At 72.5% G+C, this 17,835-nt stretch carries 18 protein-coding genes; 11 read left to right on the forward strand and 7 right to left on the reverse strand.

From position 1 onward, the window contains the following. Window positions 1–198: 198 nt before the first annotated feature. Entirely contained in the window at window positions 199–1,884 is a 1,686-nt protein-coding gene (locus ABZ899_RS07945; protein WP_361342299.1) for a ribonuclease J, read from the forward strand. A 322-nt stretch (window positions 1,885–2,206) separates the two neighbouring features. Here ABZ899_RS07945 and ABZ899_RS07950 read toward each other — a convergent pair whose 3' ends face one another. The 3 genes from ABZ899_RS07950 to ABZ899_RS07960 form a co-directional block, all read right to left on the reverse strand. Continuing rightward, a complete protein-coding gene (locus ABZ899_RS07950; protein WP_361342302.1) occupies window positions 2,207–2,449 on the reverse strand; it encodes a DUF5302 domain-containing protein in 243 nt (80 codons plus the stop codon). A 206-nt stretch (window positions 2,450–2,655) separates the two neighbouring features. Continuing rightward, a complete protein-coding gene (locus tag ABZ899_RS07955) occupies window positions 2,656–4,071 on the reverse strand; it encodes a DEAD/DEAH box helicase (protein WP_361342305.1) in 1,416 nt (471 codons plus the stop codon). Between the two features lie 383 nt (window positions 4,072–4,454). Then, a complete protein-coding gene (locus tag ABZ899_RS07960) occupies window positions 4,455–4,943 on the reverse strand; it encodes a GNAT family N-acetyltransferase (RefSeq protein WP_361342536.1) in 489 nt (162 codons plus the stop codon). Window positions 4,944–5,293: 350 nt separating this feature from the next. On the opposite strand from ABZ899_RS07960, the gene ABZ899_RS07965 reads away from it, so the two are divergent. From ABZ899_RS07965 to ABZ899_RS08005, 9 genes are all read left to right on the forward strand, one after another. Continuing rightward, window positions 5,294–5,599: an MSMEG_0570 family nitrogen starvation response protein gene (locus ABZ899_RS07965; RefSeq protein ID WP_361342308.1), complete on the forward strand. Its 306-nt coding sequence runs from the start codon at window positions 5,294–5,296 to the stop codon at window positions 5,597–5,599. After that, complete coding sequence (locus ABZ899_RS07970) at window positions 5,596–6,945, forward strand: MSMEG_0569 family flavin-dependent oxidoreductase (protein WP_361342311.1); 1,350 nt, start codon at window positions 5,596–5,598, stop codon at window positions 6,943–6,945. Before ABZ899_RS07965 ends, ABZ899_RS07970 begins: the two co-directional genes overlap by 4 nt. 14 nt (window positions 6,946–6,959) lie before the next feature. Next, window positions 6,960–7,775, forward strand: a complete 816-nt coding sequence (locus ABZ899_RS07975; protein ID WP_361342314.1) for an amidohydrolase family protein — start codon at window positions 6,960–6,962, stop codon at window positions 7,773–7,775. 62 nt (window positions 7,776–7,837) lie between these two features. Further along, entirely contained in the window at window positions 7,838–8,368 is a 531-nt protein-coding gene (locus tag ABZ899_RS07980) for an MSMEG_0572/Sll0783 family nitrogen starvation response protein (RefSeq protein WP_361342317.1), read from the forward strand. Window positions 8,369–8,378: 10 nt separating this feature from the next. Then, complete coding sequence (locus tag ABZ899_RS07985) at window positions 8,379–9,494, forward strand: MSMEG_0568 family radical SAM protein (RefSeq protein ID WP_361342320.1); 1,116 nt, start codon at window positions 8,379–8,381, stop codon at window positions 9,492–9,494. Between the two features lie 2 nt (window positions 9,495–9,496). Beyond that, a complete protein-coding gene (locus ABZ899_RS07990; protein WP_361342323.1) occupies window positions 9,497–10,999 on the forward strand; it encodes an MSMEG_0567/sll0787 family protein in 1,503 nt (500 codons plus the stop codon). Continuing rightward, complete coding sequence (locus tag ABZ899_RS07995) at window positions 10,996–11,847, forward strand: carbon-nitrogen hydrolase family protein (protein WP_361342326.1); 852 nt, start codon at window positions 10,996–10,998, stop codon at window positions 11,845–11,847. Before ABZ899_RS07990 ends, ABZ899_RS07995 begins: the two co-directional genes overlap by 4 nt. Next, on the forward strand, window positions 11,844–12,680 hold the full coding sequence (locus ABZ899_RS08000) for a carbon-nitrogen hydrolase family protein (RefSeq protein WP_361342328.1): 837 nt from the start codon (window positions 11,844–11,846) through the stop codon (window positions 12,678–12,680). The genes ABZ899_RS07995 and ABZ899_RS08000 overlap by 4 nt, the downstream gene beginning before the upstream one ends. Window positions 12,681–12,699: 19 nt before the next feature. Continuing rightward, complete coding sequence (locus ABZ899_RS08005) at window positions 12,700–13,803, forward strand: MSMEG_0565 family glycosyltransferase (protein WP_361342331.1); 1,104 nt, start codon at window positions 12,700–12,702, stop codon at window positions 13,801–13,803. A gap of 56 nt (window positions 13,804–13,859) precedes the next feature. Here the strand turns inward: ABZ899_RS08005 and ABZ899_RS08010 are convergent, their stop codons facing one another. From ABZ899_RS08010 to ABZ899_RS08025, 4 genes are all read right to left on the reverse strand, one after another. Further along, window positions 13,860–14,402, reverse strand: a complete 543-nt coding sequence (locus tag ABZ899_RS08010) for a DUF1360 domain-containing protein (protein WP_361342333.1) — start codon at window positions 14,400–14,402, stop codon at window positions 13,860–13,862. A 145-nt stretch (window positions 14,403–14,547) separates the two neighbouring features. Further along, window positions 14,548–14,871: a hypothetical protein gene (locus tag ABZ899_RS08015; protein WP_361342336.1), complete on the reverse strand. Its 324-nt coding sequence runs from the start codon at window positions 14,869–14,871 to the stop codon at window positions 14,548–14,550. 28 nt (window positions 14,872–14,899) lie between these two features. Then, window positions 14,900–15,067 (reverse strand): hypothetical protein, encoded by a 168-nt coding sequence (locus tag ABZ899_RS08020; RefSeq protein WP_361342338.1) that lies wholly within the window; start codon window positions 15,065–15,067, stop codon window positions 14,900–14,902. A 334-nt stretch (window positions 15,068–15,401) separates the two neighbouring features. Next, entirely contained in the window at window positions 15,402–16,427 is a 1,026-nt protein-coding gene (locus ABZ899_RS08025) for a DNA topoisomerase IB (protein ID WP_361342341.1), read from the reverse strand. A 338-nt stretch (window positions 16,428–16,765) separates the two neighbouring features. On the opposite strand from ABZ899_RS08025, the gene ABZ899_RS08030 reads away from it, so the two are divergent. Next, window positions 16,766–17,677 (forward strand): polysaccharide pyruvyl transferase family protein, encoded by a 912-nt coding sequence (locus tag ABZ899_RS08030; RefSeq protein WP_361342343.1) that lies wholly within the window; start codon window positions 16,766–16,768, stop codon window positions 17,675–17,677. Window positions 17,678–17,835 lie beyond the last annotated feature (158 nt).

A 17,835-nucleotide genomic window follows, 5' to 3' on the forward strand; every position in this document is an offset into this window, starting at 1 on the left:
CCCGTGAGGCTCGGCCGATGGTGATCAAGCGGTTCGGCGCCCTTCTTCCGCACAAGGCTGCGGCGAGGCATGGCCTCTCGCCGCCGACTGTTTTTCGGGTGTCCTCGGCCCATTTGCCCCTGAGTGCCGAGGGCACCCGAAGAGGAGATCGCACAGGCAGTGGATCACCCTGTCCCGTTCTCCGGGTACCGTCAGGGTATGAGTCATCCGCACCCCGAGCTCAAAGCCGCCCCGCCCCTTCCCGAAGGAGGGCTGCGGGTCGTCGCCCTGGGCGGCCTAGGTGAGATCGGCCGCAACATGACCGTCTTCGAGCACGCGGGCAAGCTGCTCATCGTCGACTGCGGCGTGCTGTTCCCCGAGGAAACCCAGCCCGGCGTGGACGTGATCCTGCCGGACTTCACCTCGATCCGGGACCGGCTGGACGACGTCGTGGCCGTGGTGCTCACCCACGGCCACGAGGACCACATCGGCGGCGTGCCGTACCTGCTGCGGGAGCGGTCCGACATTCCCGTCGTCGGCTCCAAGCTGACCCTGGCGTTCCTGGAGGCCAAGCTCAAGGAACACGGCATCCGGCCGCGCACGGTGCGGGTGCGGGAGGGCGACCGGCGCGGCTTCGGGCCCTTCGACTGCGAGTTCGTGGCGGTCAACCACTCCATCCCCGACAGCCTCGCGGTCGCGATCCGCACCCGGGCCGGGTTGGTGCTGCACACCGGCGACTTCAAGATGGACCAGTTCCCCCTCGACGACCGCATCACCGATCTGCGCGCCTTCGCCCGCCTCGGTGAGGAGGGCGTGGACCTGTTCCTCACCGACTCCACCAACGCCGAGGTACCGGGCTTCACCACCTCCGAGCGGGAGCTGAACCCGGCGATCGAGCAGGTGATGCGCACCGCGCCACGCCGGGTCATCGTCTCCAGCTTCGCCAGCCATGTGCACCGCATCCAGCAGGTCCTGGACGCCGCCCACCAGCACGGCCGCAAGGTGGCCTTCGTCGGCCGGTCGATGGTCCGCAACATGGGTATCGCCCGTGACCTGGGCTATCTGAAGGTCCCCTCCGGTCTGCTCGTGAGCACGAAGGAGCTGGAGAAGCTCCCGGACCACAAGATCACTCTGGTGTGCACCGGCTCCCAGGGCGAACCGATGGCCGCGCTGTCACGGATGGCCAACCGCGACCACATGATCCGCATCGGCAAGGACGACACCGTCCTGCTCGCCAGTTCCCTGATCCCCGGCAACGAGAACGCCATCTACCGGGTGATCAACGGACTCACCCGGTGGGGCGCCCACGTGGTCCACAAGGGCAACGCCAAGGTGCACGTCTCCGGGCACGCCAGCGCCGGCGAACTCGTCTACTGCTACAACGTCGTCAAACCCCGCAACGTCATGCCCGTGCACGGGGAATGGCGCCACCTGCGGGCCAACGGCGACCTCGCCATCCGTACCGGTGTCGACCCCGACCGGGTCGTCATCGCCGAGGACGGCGTCGTCGTCGACCTGGTCGACGGCCGCGCGTCCATCACCGGCAAGGTCCCCGCCGGCAACGTCTACGTGGACGGCATGGAAGTCGGCGGCGCCACCGAGGCGTCCCTCAAGGACCGCCTCACCCTCGCCTCCGAAGGCGTGGTCACGGTGGTGGCGATCGTCGACGCGGACACCGGCGCCCTCGCCGAGGCGCCCGACTTCCTGGCCCGCGGCTTCGTCCACGACGACACCACCTTCGAGCCGGTCATCCCCGTCATCGAGAAGACACTGGCCACCGCGGCCCAGGAAGGCGTCGGGGACGCGCGCCAACTCGAACAGCTCATCGCCCGCGCCGTGGCGAACTGGGCGTTCCGCACCCACCGCCGCAAGCCGCTCATCATCCCCGTCATCATCGACGCCTGAGCCCCGGCCCGGCAGCACGGTGCGCGGTTCCGGCGGCGGCCCCGCGGGCATCGAGATCGGGCATACCCGGACCGCCCGGCGGCGAAGCCGCCGGGCGCAACGCGGCGGATCGCCTCGTCGCCGGCGGTCGGCAGGTCCGCGAGGGAGTCGGTGCTGCGGGAGACGGCCCTGTCGCCGCGCTCCAGGGCGGCGGTGCACCCCACTCAGGTGGTGCACAAGATCCAACAGCGTCCACTCGGGGCACGAAGGCGACCGCTGCCCGGGACGCGCGCGTGGACAGCGCGCGTGCCGGGCAAGCGGTCAGATCGCGGGACTCACCGACTCAGCCGCCGCTCTTGCGCCTGAACGACCGCTGGCTCGCAGCGGGGCCGTGCGCCGAACGCACCTTGGACGCATCGGACGTGGCGGCGACATCAGCGGCGTCCGCCTGCGCACCGCGCTTGCGCGCCAGGGCTTCGCGGAACTTGCGCTTGAGGTCGTAGTTGCCGTCGCTGTCCGGCTCCAGAGGGGAGGTCCCGGGGGCAGCCGGCTCCGAACCTTCCGTGGATACGGGCTCTGCGGTCATGGTGACCTCCTGGGTTCGGGGGGTGGGCAAGCACAGCTTGTCATGCCGGACGCAGTGCGAGGCGCCGGCAACATCATCCTGCGCCGTTTCGGCGGGCATCCCCCTCACGACCGAAGGCGTTGACGTCGTAGGTGAGGCACACGGGACGGCTTCGGGACGGGCCGAGGGTTGTCGATCCCGTGGCCAGGCCGCCAGGGCGACGGCTCTCAGCCGTTGCGACGCACGAGGGCGGCCCTGCGGGCCTCGGCGAGCTTGCGGGCCTCGCCCGCCTTTCGGGACTTGCCGCCGGCGCCGCCGGAGGTGCCCTTGCTGGTGCCGAGGCCGCGGAACGGAGCGTTGGTGTTCTTGGGTCGAGGAACGGCGGGCCCACCGTCGAGCGGGATCCCGGAGGGAGTCCTGGCGCCGGTGATCCGGCTCAGCTCCGCCTCGCCCGAGCGCACCTTGGTGACGGTCGGCTCGATGCCGGCCCCGGCCATCATGCGGCTCGTCTCACGGCGCTGGCCCGCCGGCACGAGCGTGACCACGCTGCCCGACTCACCGGCGCGTGCGGTGCGGCCCGCCCGGTGCACATAGTCCTTCGCATCGGTGGGCGGGTCGACGTTGACCACGAGATCGAGGTCGTCGATGTGCAGGCCACGGGCCGCGACGTTGGTCGCCACCAGAACGGTGATCTGGCCGTTCTTGAACTGCGCCAGGGTCCGTGTGCGCTGTGGCTGGGACTTGCCGCTGTGCAGGGCCCCGGCGTGCACCCCGTTGGCCCGCAGATGCCGGGTGAGCTGGTCGACTGCGTGCTTGGTGTCGAGGAACAGCAGTACGCGGCCGTCTCGGGCGGCGATCTCCGTGATGACGGCGTAGCGGTCGGGGCCGTGGACGACCAGGACGTGGTGCTGCATCGTCGTGACGGTGCCCGCGGCCGGGTCGACCGAGTGGACGACGGGGTCGTGGAGGTAGCGGCGGACCAGTTGATCGACGTCGCGATCGAGAGTGGCCGAGAAAAGCATCCGCTGGCCGTCGGGGTGCACCTGGTCGAGCACGTCGGCGACCTGCGGCAGGAATCCCAGGTCGCACATCTGGTCGGCCTCGTCGAGCACGGTGATTCTCACCCGCCCCAGGCGGCAGGCGTTGCGCTCGATCAGGTCGTGCAGGCGTCCGGGGGTGGCGACGATCACCTCGACTCCTTCGCGCAGCGCGGCGACCTGCCGGCCGATCGACGTTCCGCCGACGACCGTGGCGATCCGCAGGCGCAGTGCCTCGGCGTACGGCGCCAGCGCCTGGGTGACCTGCTGGGCCAGCTCCCGGGTAGGCACCAGGATCAGAGCGAGGGGCTGCTTCGGTTCGGCGCGCCGCCCGGCCGTCCGTGTGAGCAGCGGCAGGCCGAAAGCGAGCGTCTTGCCTGATCCGGTGCGCCCGCGTCCCAGGATGTCCCGCCCCTCCAGGGCATCGGGCAGTGTGGCGGCCTGGATCGGGAAGGGTTCGCGCACCCCGAGTTCGCTCAGTGTCCGCAGCACCTCCGTCGGCAGTTCCAGACCGGCGAAGGTGACGGCCGGGGGCGGTGCCGGGGTCGTCGCCCCAGGCTGGGCGGGACCGCCGTGAGCGATGACGGAGTCATGGGGATGCTTCATGAACAGCCTTCCGCAAGGGAACGTACCGAGGAAGGCCCGGCGGGTTTGAACAGCCCACGCACAAGCCGAACGGAACAGACGAATCGCCCACCGCGACGACCACGCAAACGCGTCAGACTACCACACGGCACCACCTGGCCCGCTGATACCGATCCCCGCTGGGTACGGGGCCGGCAGCCGGTCGGCCTGGGCCAGCCGTTCTCGCGCCCGGGAACGTGCCAGGTGTTCCGATCACGGCGCCAGGGCGGAGGAGACGGCACGTGCGGAGCGCGCGGCGCCCAGCGGCTCTGACGCGCGCGGCCCACCTCGCCGCCGGCGCCCCCTAGCCTGCGAGCCGCCCGCCATGCGGGCGAAGCCGGTGCCCTGCGGACCGGCGCACCGCGTCATTCCGACGGAATGCGAAACTCGAACTCTGGACGGTCCCACGGCACGGCGGGCGGGTTCGCGCGCGCGGTCCCGGTCCGCACCGCACCGACGCGGTGGTAGAAGTCCTCGGCGGGAAGGTGCGACACGACCTTCACGCGGTCGATCCCGGCGGCACGGGCCTCGGACCGCATGTGCGCCACCAGCAGCCGTCCGATACCCCGTCCTTGCACGTCGTCGGCGACGAACAGCAGGTCGAGCTCCGGTGGAGCAAGGACGAGCGAGTAGAACCCGAGGACCCGGCCTCCCTGCTCGTCGGCGCCGACGGCCACGAAGACGCGGTGGGCCTCGATGTAATCAGGACCGACCCGGTAGCCCGCTACGGCGGCCGCGTACTTACCCGCATAGGCGCCTGAGCCGCGCACGAGCCGCGTGAGCCGTTTGGCGTCCCGCGCGACCGCCCTCCGTATCGTGACCGGACGGCTGATCGGGGAAGTGCGTGGACCCATCGGACAAGTATTTCGCACCGGGACTGCCTTCGTGCGGCGGGGCCGCTGCTCGGACAGGCGTTCCTGCACCGCTCCGGATGGACAACCGGCGTGATCACGGACAGCCCGCCGCTGGAGTCTCGAAGCTCTCGACCGCTCGCGCGGGCCACGGCGGAACGTTCCCGGGGTGCCCCTTCGGGCGCGGATTTGCCTCTGAGGCAACTGCCCGTACACGTTCACTCACTTGACGTGAGGAGCATGTAACGCCGCCTTATTCCGGATGCCTCGGTTCGGTAATCGCTCCTGGCTGAAGTTGTCCTCACAAGCAGCGGCGAGGTGTCAAGACCTCGGCGCCTCGCATGGAGGACTTCATGCCTGAGATGTATTTCCATGTGCGCTGGCCCGATGGCGTGACCCAGCGCTGCTACTCCCCCTCCACGGTGGTCGAGGACTACTTCGTGGCCGGCCGCGCGTACGAGCTCACCGACTTCGTGGAGCGCAGCCGCACGGCGCTCGGCATCGCCGGTGAGCGGGTGAAGGAGAAGTTCGGCTTCCACTGCACCGGCGCTTCCGACCAGCTCGCGCAGATCGAGCGGACCGCCGCCCTCTACGCGGTCGCCGACGGGGCCGAGGTCACCGTCGAGTCCCTGGTCAACGCGGACGGGAGCACCCGATGAACCCCACGCCGCGGCCGGCCGGAGCCCTCCTCCACAGCCTGAAGGGCAGCGGAGCCACCCCCATCCCGGTGGCCGTGATCGGCGGCGGACAGGCCGGTCTGTCGGTCAGCTACCACCTGCGTCGACGGGGCATCGACCACATCGTGATCGAGGCGAACCGGGTCGGCCGCGAGTGGCGCGAGCGCCGCTGGGACTCCTTCTGCCTGGTGACGCCGAACTGGCAGTGCAGACTGCCGGGCTTCCCCTACCAGGGCGACGATCCGGACGGGTTCATGGTCCGGGACGAGATCATCCGGTATCTCCAGGACTACGTGGCCTTCTTCGGGCCGCCGCTGGTGGAGGGCGTATCCGTCACCGGGCTGCGGCGGGCCGCCGACGGCCTCTTCGAAGTGGCCACCACGGAAGGCGAGTTCACCGCCGAACAGGTGGTGGTGGCCACCGGTCCCTACCACGCCCCGTCCATCCCGCGGATGGCCGAGCGGCTGCCCTCCCACGTCGAGCAGATCCACTCCTCCCGCTACCGCAACGCGGGCCGGCTCCCCGAGGGCGGCGTCCTGGTGGTCGGTACCGGTCAGTCCGGTTGCCAGATCGCCGAAGACCTGCATCTGGCCGGGCGGCAGGTCCACCTGGCCGTCGGTAGCGCGCCCCGCGTCGCCCGCTTCTACCGCGGCCGGGACTGTGTGGCCTGGCTCGACGACATGGGGCACTACGCGAAGAACATCGATGAGTTCGACGACGCCGGTGCCGTGCGGATGCGGGTCAACCACTACGTCACCGGGCGCGACGGCGGCCGCGACATCGACCTGCGGGCGTTCGCCCGGGACGGCATGCGCCTGTACGGGCGGCTGACCGGGATCGCCGGTGCGGCGCTGGAGTTCGCGGACGACCTGAAGGCCAACCTGGACCGGGCGGACGCGGTGGCCGAGGGCATCAAGGACGCCATCGACGCCCACATCTCCGCGCACGGGCTCCACGCCCCCGAGGAGGCACGGTACATACCGGTGTGGGAGCCCTCCGGGCACGTGGCCGAACTCGATCTGGCCGAGGCGGGGATCACCTCCGTCGTCTGGGCCACGGGCTTCACCCGCGATCACCGGTGGATCGAGGTACCCGTCTTCGACGGCCGCGGCTACCCCATGCACTGGCGCGGCGCGACGAGCACGCCCGGCCTGTATTTCCTGGGTCTGCCCTGGCAGTACTCGTGGGGCTCCGGCCGCTTCGAAGCGGTGGGCAGGGACGCCGAGTTCCTCGCCGGCCACATCGACACCAGCCGCCGCCTCACCGACGTGTGCGGCGCCCTCACCGGAGTGCCGGCCTCCGTCGCCTCCGCCGTTCCCCTGGGCTGACAGGAACCACGGTCATGGTCTACGACGCACACCGCCACATCGGCGTCCTGCCCGCCTACCCGTTCTACGGCGGACCGCCCGTCAACCCGGACACCACCGCCCGGGCGACCGTCAAGCAGCTCGTCGCCGACCTCGACGACGAGGGCACCGAACGCGCCCTGGTCATCCCCAACTACGGCGTCCCCGACCCCGCCATCGCCTTCTCCTTCAACGAGCTGGCGATCGAGGCGGCGCAGAGCGACGACCGCATCCGGGCCGGCCTGTGGGTGTCCCCGCGCCCCGAGGACATCGAACGCACCGAGCAGGCCCTCGCCCTGGCGGGAGAGGACGGCGTACGAGCCCTGAAGCTCAGCTTCCTGCTCGGCGGCCGCCCCACGGACCCGGCCTGCCGCCCGCAACTGGACCGGATCTTCCGGACGGCACAGGAGCACGGGCTGGTCGTCCATGTCCACACCTCCCCGGGCGCCGCGTCCGACATCGACGAGGTCGGCAATCTCGTCGACTGGTACGCCGACCAAGTCCCCGTCCACCTCGTCCACTTCGGCGGCGGGATGAGCGGTCACATCAAGCTCGTCGGCTCGCGCTTCTTCGACTGGATCGAGTCCGGCAAGCGCGTCTACACCGACCTCTCCTGGGCCATCGGCTTCACACCGCGCTGGCTGGCCCAGGAGATCGAGCGCCGCGGCATCGGCCACGACCGGGTGCTCTTCGCCAGCGACCAGCCGTGGGGCGACTTCACGGGCGAGTACGCCCGCCTCGCCGAAGCGACCGGCGGCGGCGAACTCGGCGAACTCGTCTTCAGGGACACCTTCGCCACGCTCTACGACTGACCGGCCCCACCCCCTTTCCGCACCGACCAGGTACCGAGCACGTACCGAGCAAGGAGACAGCCATGTCCGAAACCGCCTCCGCCGCGGAACTCACCGACGTCGAGCAGAAGTCCCTGAACGAGATCCCGCACCCCTCCCTGCCCGAGGGTTCCAGCATCTACGGCTCCACCAAGGTCTTCCCCGACTACCAGGCCGAGAACGGCGAGAGCTACTTCACCCTGGTCCACGGCATCGCCCACGAGTCGTCCGTGTCCTTCGTGGCCGTCCTGCAGGCCACCCGCGCGCTGCGCAAGGGCTTCGAGACCGGCATCTACTTCTACGGCCCCGGCTCCCTCAACTGCCTTGCCACCCGCGGCTTCCCGACCGTCGGCAACTCCGCCTTCCCCGGCGAGCACAACATCAACAACCAGCTCAAGACGTTCATCGCCGAGGGCGGCAAGGTCTACTGCTGCCGCTTCGGACTGTCCCTGCACGGCGCCCGCGAGGAGGACCTCATCGAGGGCGTCATCCCCACCCACCCCCTCGACGTCCAGGACGCGCTGATCCACTACGCGCGCAAGGGCGCCATCATCAACTCCACCTACCAGCTGTAAGGGGCACGCCGTGAGCGTTGGCACCGAGCCGACAGTGACAGGGCGTACGGCGGTGGACGTGCGGATCACGACCCGCACCGAACTCGCCCTGCGCGGCATCCGTCAGGAGGTCGAGGTCGAACGGCCGGACGGCGCGGGCCCCAGCGACGACGGACACGTCCTCGTCGACGGTGCCAACGCCGCGCTTCCCCGCAACCCCGGCAGTCCCTACACGGTCCGCGACGGCAAGGTCTGGCTCGGCGACGAGACCGGAGCCCTCACCGACACCGGGCTCTCCCTCACCCCCGTGCGGCGGCCCAGGTTCTACGACCTGACGACGGCCGACGGCACCCGGTACGAGCAGATCGCCCGGCTGCACGGCGCCGACGTCCTGGCCACCACTGTCGTCCAGACGTGCATCCGCTACGCCGAGGCCGATCGCTGCCGCTTCTGCACCATCGAGGAGTCCCTGCGCTCGGGCGCCACCGTCGCCGCCAAGACCCCGGCGCAGCTCGCCGAGGTCGCCGAGGCGGCGGTGCGGCTGGACGGCGTGCGGCAGATGGTGATGACCACGGGCACGACCACCGGCCCGGACCGGGGTGCCCGCAATCTCGTCCGTTCGGTGCGCGCCGTCCTCGAGGCGGTTCCGGGACTGCCCGTTCAGGTCCAGTGCGAGCCGCCCGGGGACCTCACGTGGATCCGCGAACTGCACGACGCCGGTGCCACCGCCATCGGCATCCATGTCGAGTCCCTCGACGACGAGGTACGACGGCGCTGGATGCCCGGCAAGTCGACCGTCCCGATGGCCGATTACGAGGCCGCGTGGGACGAGGCGGTGCGGGTCTTCGGGCCGAACCGTGTCTCCACCTACCTGCTCGTCGGTCTCGGCGAGGATCCGGACGAACTCATCGCTGGCGCAGGGAAGTTGATCGGCAGGGGGGTCTACCCGTTCGTCGTTCCGTTCCGGCCGATGCGTGGCACGCTCGCCGCCCGCGACGGGGCCGGGGCCCCGAGCGCGGAACTGCTGCGGTACGTCACCGAAGGCGTCGCCGCGCAACTGCGCGCGGCCGGGATGAGCGGCGCCGACCAGAAGGCCGGCTGCGCGGCCTGCGGGGCGTGCAGCGTGCTCGGGACGGCAGGCGGGTGACGATGTACCTCGACGGATCCACCGCACCGCCGGCGGCCGACCGTCCGGTCGACGTCCTGGCGCTGCTCGGAGACCGCAGCACCCTGGCGCGGCAGCCCGTCGTCCACGTCGAACAGGCTTCTTCCGCAGCCGAGTTGTCCGAGTACCGGCGCCTGCGCCGAGAGGCCTTCGTCCACGAGCAGGGGCTGTTCACCGGCCATGACCTGGACGACCGGGACACCGACGCCCGCACCCTCGTCCTGGTCGCCAAGGACGCGGACGGCACCGTGGTGGGCGGCGTACGCCTCGGGCCGGTGGACGACGGCCCCGACATCGGCTGGTGGCAGGGCGGACGCCTCGTCGTGGCCCGCCGGGCCCGCGGCCCGCACGGCATCGGCGCGGCCTTGGTCCGGGCGGCCTGCGCCCGCGCGGAGGCCGAAGGAGTCCTGCGTTTCGACGCGACGGTTCAGGCCCGCAAAGAAGTCCTCTTCAAGCGGCTCGGCTGGTCCTCCGTACGCGAGATCGAGGTCGCGGGCGCGCCGCACACGCTGATGCGCTGGCCGATCGGCCGGATCGCGGCACAGGCGGCGGCCGCCAAGTCCGCGCTCGGGCCGCTCCTCGCGGCCCTCCACGGACCGGCGCCCCACGCCCGCGGTCATGACCCGGCGGGCGGGGCCCTGCGCGCGGACGCGCGGGCCGTCCTCGGCGGGCCCGGGTTCGTCGGCGACGACGGCGCCCCCGTCCCGGGCACCGATGTGATCGCCGCGTGCGACGCGATCGTGCCGTCCATGGTCGAGCGGGACCCGGGCTGGGCGGGCTGGTGCTCGGTCCTCGTCAACATCAACGACCTCGCCGCGATGGGCGCTTCGCCGATCGGCCTGCTCGACGCCCTGGGCGCCGAGGACGCGGCGCATGCCGCGCGGGTCCTCGATGGGCTCGGCCGGGCGGCCCAGGCGTACGGTGTGCCGGTCCTGGGCGGGCACACGCAACTCGGTGTACCCGCGGCGCTGTCCGTCACCGCGCTGGGCCGGACGGACCACCCGGTGCCGGGCGGCGGCGGACGGCCCGGACACGCGGTGCGGCTCACCGCCGACCTCGGCGGCGGCTGGCGCACCGGCTACCGGGGCCGCCAGTGGGACTCGACCACCCACCGCCGTACGGACGAACTGCGCGCCATGACCGGGGCGGTGGCGGCCGTCCGGCCCGCCGCGGCGAAGGACGTGTCCATGGCGGGGATCGCCGGCACTCTCGGCATGCTCGCCGAGGCGAGCGGCTGCCGCGCCGTCCTCGACGTGGCCTCCGTACCGCGCCCGGGGTCCGTGCCCATGGGTGACTGGCTCACCTGCTTCCCCGGCTTCGCGATGCTGACGGCCGACGAGCCGGGCGGCGCACCGCTGCCCGCCGGGCCCGCCACCGGGGCCGTGTGCGGGGGGCTGGCGGAAGGACAAGGCGTGGGGCTGCGCTGGCCCGACGGAGAGATCACAGACGCGGTCACCTCCACGGTGACCGGGATGGGGACCGCATGAGCACCCTTCGCATGGCGGCCGCCGCCGCCGAGTTCGGCCGCGACCTCGAAGAGGACTTCGCCATCGCCGAGCGGCTGATCAAGGAGGCCCGGGCCGACGGCGTACGGCTGCTCGCCCTGCCCGAAGCCTCTCTCGGCGGCTATCTGCTCAGCCTCGACAACGACACCGCGCTGGACGAGGGCCCGCCGGCGCTCGCTCTCGACGGCCCCGAGATCCGCCGGCTGGCCGCGCTGGCGGGTGAGATGACCGTCGTCGCCGGTTACTGCGAGGCCGGCACGGACGGACGGCGCTACAACAGCGTCGTGTGCGTCGGCGGCGACGGCGTTCTCGGCAACCACCGAAAGGTGCACCAGCCGCTCGCCGAGGACGCCAGCTATGCCTCCGGCGACCGCTTCCACGCCTTCGACACGCCGGTCGGCCGGCTCGGCATGATGATCTGCTACGACAAGGCGTTCCCGGAGTCGGCGCGCGCCCTCGCGCTGGACGGTGCCGAGATCGGCGTCGTCGTCTCGGCCTGGCCGGGCGCGCGGACCAACGCCACCACCGATCTCGCGGGCGACCGCTGGAAGCGGCGCTTCGACCTGTTCGACCGGGCCCGCGCGCTGGAGAACCAGATCGTGTGGGTCTCCGCCAACCAGGCGGGCACGTTCGGGTCGCTGCGCTTCGTCGGCAGCGCCAAGGTCGTCGACCCCGGCGGTGAGGTACTGGCGGACACCGGTGTGGGTGCGGGCCTGGCGGTCGCCGAACTCGACGTCGCCCAGGCCCTGGAGACCGCCCGCCGCGCCATGGGCCACCTGCGCGACCGGCGCCCGGAGACCTACACATACGCGGGAGCGGTCAGCGCATGAGCACGATCCGGATCGCGGCGGCCGCCGCCCACTTCGGCCGCGACCTGGAGTTCGACATGGCCCGCATCGCCAAACTCATCGACGACGCCCGCAGGTCGGGCGCCGGGCTGCTCGTGCTCCCCGACGCCGCGCTCGGCGGCTATCTCGCCGATCTGCGCCACCCCGACCCGCAAGCGCTGCCCCCGGCACTCAAGCCCGACGACCCGCTGATCCTCCACGTCGCCCGCCTGGCCGCCGAGATGGTGGTCTGCGTCGGCTACTGCGAGGACGGCGGCGACGAGCACTACAACGCGGCCGTCTGCGTCAGCGGCGACGGCATCCTCGGCCGCCACCGCAAGGTCCACCTCCCCGCCGGGGAAACCGCCGCCTACACGCCCGGCGACCGCTTCGACGCCTTCGACACGCCCGTCGGCCGTCTCGGCATGCTCATCGACTACGACAAGACCTTCCCCGAGTCCGCCCGCTCCCTCGTCCTGGACGGCGCCGAGATCCTCGCCTGCCTCTCGGCCTGGCCCACCAGCATCACCAACCGCGCCCCGCGCATGGCCCAGGACCGCCAGGCCAAGCTGTTCGACCTGTACGACCAGGCGCGCGCCGCCGAGAACCAGGTCGTTCTCGCCTCCTCCAACCAGACCGGCGCCATGGGGGGCATGCGCTTCCTCGGGCAGTCCAAGGTCGTCGGCCCCGGCGGCGACATCCTCGCCCGCACCTGGGCCAAGGCCGGCCTCGCCGTCGCGGAAGTGGACGTGTCCGAGGAGATCGACCGCGCGCGCCGCGTCCTGCGCCACCTCGACGAGCGCCGCCCGGCGGCCTACCGGGAGAACCCCTCGTGACGTACCGGGAGAACCCCTCGTGAAGATCGCCCTGCTGAGCTACTCCACCAAGCCCCGTGGTGGCGTCGTCCACACCCTCGCCCTCGCCGAGGCGCTCGCCGCCGCCGGGCAGGACGTCACGGTCTGGTCGCTGGGGCGGGGCGGCGACGGCGGCTTCTTCCGCGCGGTCGACCCGGATGTGCGTGTACGGATCGTGCCCTTCCCCGACGGACCCGCGGCGGAGACCGTCGGGGAACGCATCCTGCGCTCCATCGCCACCCTCCGCGACGCCTTCGATCCCACCCCGTACGACGTCGTCCACGCCCAGGACTGCATCAGCGCCAACGCGGCCGGCCGCTGCGTCCGCACCGTCCACCACCTCGACCACTTCACCACGCCCGAGCTGGCCTCCTGCCACGAGCGGGCCGTCGTCGAGCCGTACGCCCACATCTGCGTCTCACGCTCGGTCGCCGGTGAACTCGCCCAGGGCTGGGGCCTGAAGGCGGAGGTCATACCCAACGGTGTGGCGTACGACCGCTTCGCCGTCACCGACCCGGCGGCCCGCGCCGCCTGGCGGACCCGCCTCGGCCGGTACGTCCTCACCGTCGGCGGCATCGAACCCCGCAAGGGTTCCCTGGACCTCCTGGAGGCGTACGCGCTCCTGCGCGCCGACCGCCCGGACGTGCGGCTGGTGATCGCGGGTGGCGAGACCCTCTTCGACTACCGCGACTACCGGGCCCGCTGGGAGCACCGCGCGGCCGAACTCGGCGTCGAACCGGTCGTCCTGGGCCAGGTCCCCGAGGAGGATCTCCCGCCGCTCGTCGCCGCCGCGGACGCCTTCGCGTTCCCCTCCGTCAAGGAAGGCTTCGGCCTGGCCGCGATGGAGGCCCTCGCCGCCGGGGTCCCCCTGGTCGTCCGCGACCTGCCCGTCCTGCGTGAGGTCTTCGGCCCTGCGGCCCGCTTCGCCGCCACGCCCCGGGAGCTTGCCGCCGAACTCGGCGCGGCGCTCGCGAACGGCGACCCCGTACGCCGCGAAAGGGGCCGGGAGCTCGCCGCCGCCCACACCTGGGACGCCGCGGCCCAGCGCCACCTGGACTTCTACCGCACGCTGCCCCTCGCTGCGGACAGCCGCGTCGGCTCTTGAAGGGGTCCCACTCCTCGCGGGAGCGGGTGGGCGTGGTGGAAACCGGGCGGGTCCGGTCAGTCGCCGGTCGTCCTGCCGATCAGCGAACCGTAGGCCAGTTGCAGCGCGTCCGCCCCGGCGAGGGCGGCCAGGCCGCCCATGGCGGTGCGGGTCGCGCGGGGCCACAGCAGCTGGCCGGCGGTGAGGGTGGAGGCCACCCAGACGCTCATGCAGAACGGGCAGGTCGCCAGTTCGCCGGCGGTGTGCCGGCCGCCCTCGGGCTGGGCCTCCTCATGCAGTTCGGCGGGACCCTGCGGGGCGACGTACCGGGTGAAGGGAGCGCGCAGCGGGCTGGTGACCGAGGCCTTGGTCAGCAGGCGGCTCAGCCGGAACGTGGCGATCGCGGTCAGGGCCACGTCCCACGGCTCGGGACGCTCCGGCAGCGGCCGGCCGCGCAGCCGTACGGCGGTGGCCCAGGCCGCCGTGTAGCCGGCGAACCCGGCCATGGCCGCGAGGTAGCCGCCCAGCGGGCGGTCGTGCCCCGCCGCGTACTCGTCGCGGGTACGCCGCAGCGTTCCGCGCAGACGTCCTGTCAGGCGACTGTCAGCTGCCGTGTCCATGGGCTCCCTCTCCATGCCTCGGTCGTGGGGTCCTGGGGAGTCGTCTCCCCCGGCGGTCGGCCCGGGGGCGGCGACCGCCAAGTGTCTTCCCGGCGGCACTCAGGGGCGGTCTCGTCCTCGTGAGCCGGAGTCGTGCCCGTGCGCCTCAGTCCCGGTCCGGGTCGTCGGCGACGTCTGCGGCGTCGATCGTGTCCGCCCGCTCGGACGGGTCGAGCGTGCCGTCGCGGTCCGGGGCGATCCCGGGGCTGCCGCCGGGCTGACCGCCCCCGGTGCTGCCGTATCCGCCGGGGACGCCGGGCGTGAGGTCGGCGTCGGCCTCCTCCCGCGAGATGCGGCGGGTGGCGCGGACGTTCGCGCGGCGCTCCGGATACGGGTAGCTGAACGGCTGGGACCGCGCGCGTTCCTCCTCCTCCGCGAGGGCCTTCCGTGCGGCCCGGCCGGAGTCGTCGTTCTCGTGCTTCTGCGTCATGGCCGTTCCCTCTCCGTGAGCTGGCGGGTCACTTCTCCTCGAAGTCCTCGGGGCTCACACCCGCCTCTTCGAGGGCTTCCTTGACCGTGCGTCCGGTGGCCCCGGCAGCCGGGGTGCCGGTTTCCGAGGCGTTCCTCTTCGTGAGGATCTCGTCGGTCGTGTCGGTCTTCGGACGGTTCTCTTCAGGAGTGGTCATCACGGCCCCTTGTCGCGTCGCGTCTGGCCGGCACGTCCTGCGGCTGCCTGCTCGGCGGGCGGCCCGGACGGGCGGCGGGACAGACCGACTAACCTCAGCGATGCCCGCTAAACACCTGCTCCCGCCGGGAACCGGGCGGTTTCGTTCCGCCCCGCGACGGCACGCTGCCGCCATGGGGACGTGGAGCCCGGACCCACCGACGGCGCGCGGTCGCCCCGGGTGTCCGTCGGTCACTGCGCATCCCGGAAAGGGAGACCGCCGTGGCCGGTCTCAGCCCGATCGGCTCCTCTTCGGCAACGCCTCGCCGCCCCCGGCGGGCAGCCTCGGCCGTGTGTCACCCGGCGGAGGCGTTCCGCAGCATGCGCAGGACCGCTCGTTCGGCCGGGCCGTGGGTGGCGGGGGTGCCCGGGGTGGCCTCGTCGCCCAGGTCGGGCAGGGCGGCGGCGACCGTGACGCCCTCCTCGTAGAGCTCGATCACCCGCGGGTTGATGTACGAGGCGCGGCAGACCGCCGGTGTGTTGCCGAGGTAGCCGGCGACCTCGCGCGCGGCCCGGGCGATGGCGCGGCGCCGGGCGGTCTCGCTGCGGGCGACGGGTTGGGAGACGGCCAGGGCGATGGCGGCCATGACGGTGGCGTGCCAGGTACGGAAGTCCTTGGCGCTGATCTCGCACCCCGCGAGTTCCTTCAGGTAGGTGTTGACGTCGTCGCCGGTCACGGGGTGCCAGGAGCCCTGCTCCCAGTAGGCCAGGAGCCGGTCGTCGCCGCCCCGGCGCCGCAGCATCGCGGTGAGGGAGCGGCAGGCGGCGGGGTCCACGACCGTCCGGACGATCTCCTTGCCGTGTTTGCCCGTGTAGCTGAACAGCACCGCGCCCGTCCGGTAGCGGGAGTGCTCTCGCAGCAGCGTGGTGAGGCCGTAGCTGTTGTTCGCCTCGGTGTAGCGGTCGCTGCCCACGCGGAAGAAGCCGAGGTCGAGCAGGCGTACGGCCGTGGCCAGGACCCGCTGCCGGGTCAGTCCCCGGTCGCCGAGGTGTCCCCGGACGGCCTCGCGCACGGCGGGCAGGGCCTCGGCGACGTCGAGGACGTGCTCGTGCTTGGCCTGCTCCTGTTCGGCACGGAACCGCGGGTGGTACAGGTACTGGCGGCGGCCGGCCTCGTCCGTGCCGACGGCCTGCAGATGCCCGTTGGCCTTGGTGCAGATCCACACGTCGCGCCAGGCGGGCGGGACGACCAGGGCCCGGATCCGCTTGAGCTCCTCGCGGTCGCGCAGCGGCGCCCCCTGGGTGTCCAGGTAGCGGAAGCCGCGTCCGTGGCGCAGGCGCCGGTACCCGGGGTCGGTGGGACGGCTGTGGAAGAGACGCATCCCCACCTCCGGAACGGGTCCGCCACGTCGAAGGGCGGGCGGAAGGCAGCTGTGTGGTGTCGGGGTACCCATCCGCGCCCCGCGCACGCCCGGCGTGCCCGCTCCCGGGGTGTGCGCTCAGTCCTCGGCCCCGGTGGCGGAGCCGGGCGAGCCGGCGGGCCTGGACTCCGGTGAGCCGTGCCGCGGCGGACGGATGGCGCGGGCGGCCGGGTGAGGCGACGGCCGGCAGTTCGGACCGCCGACGGGACACGGGCTCCCCGGGGACCGCGAGCGGCGCGGACGGCCCACGCCTTCGACGACGGTGATTGTCCGTGCGCCGGCGAGGGCACCCGGGCGCCGTGACGGAACGGCCACGGATCCTGCTGACGGGATGGTTCTCCTTCCTGCACGGGGAGGCGACCGCCGGGGACGTGCTCGCCCTGGAGCGGGTGCAGGAGGCGCTGCGGGGCGCGGGACTCGATCACGACATCGCCTGGAGCCCCGGCTTCCGCCCGGAGGGGCCGTCCCTGGCCGAGGTCCGCCCCGAGGACTACTCCCATCTGGTGTTCGTCTGCGGTCCCCTGCACGGCCCGCAGCTCGAGGAACTGCACGGGCGCTTCGCACACTGTGTGCGGATCGCCGTGGGCACGTCCGTCGTCGACGCCGCAAGCCCGGCCGTCACCGGGTTCCACCGGGTCGTGGCGCGGGACGCTCCCCGTACGGAACCGAGGCCGGACCTGTCGGCTGGCGCACCCGCCCTTCCCTCCCGGCCGGTCGTCGGGGTCGTCCTCACCCACGGGCAGCGGGAGTACGGGGCACGCCGGCGGCATGCGCGGGTCGCCGAGGAGGTGACCCGGTGGCTGGCCGGCCGGGACTGCGCGCGTCTGGAGCTGGAGACCCGGCTGGACGTGCACGACTGGCGGCTGTGCGCGACGCCCGCCCAGCTGGAGGCGGTGCTCTCACGGCTCGACCTGGTGGTGACCGACCGGCTGCACGGCATGGTGCTCGCGCTGCGGGCAGGGGTTCCCGCACTCGCCGTCGACCCGGTGGAGGGCGGCGCCAAGGTGACGGCGCAGGCCCGTGCCTGCGGCTGGCCCGCACTGGTGCCCGCGGAACACCTCGACGCGTCCGTGCTGGACCACTGGTGGACGTGGTGCGCGACCTCCGGCCGCGGGGTCGCCCGGGAGATCGCGGAAGGGTTCCGCGGGGGGACGGGCCGGGACGGGGCGCGGGAGTTGCTGGGGGTGCTGGAGGCGGGCGCCGGGCAGTGAGGCGGGGCCCACCCGGCGGGTGCGGGTCGGGACGGGGTGAAGGGCGCAGGAGGTGCCGGGGGTCCTGCGGGCGGGCGCCGGGCAGTGAAGCGGGGCCCACCCGCCCCGCGGATGCCGGTCGGGACGGGGTGAAGGGCGCAGGAGGTGCCGGGGGTCCT

This window comes from Streptomyces sp. NPDC046859 (assembly GCF_040645135.1).
GTDB lineage: Bacteria > Actinomycetota > Actinomycetes > Streptomycetales > Streptomycetaceae > Streptomyces.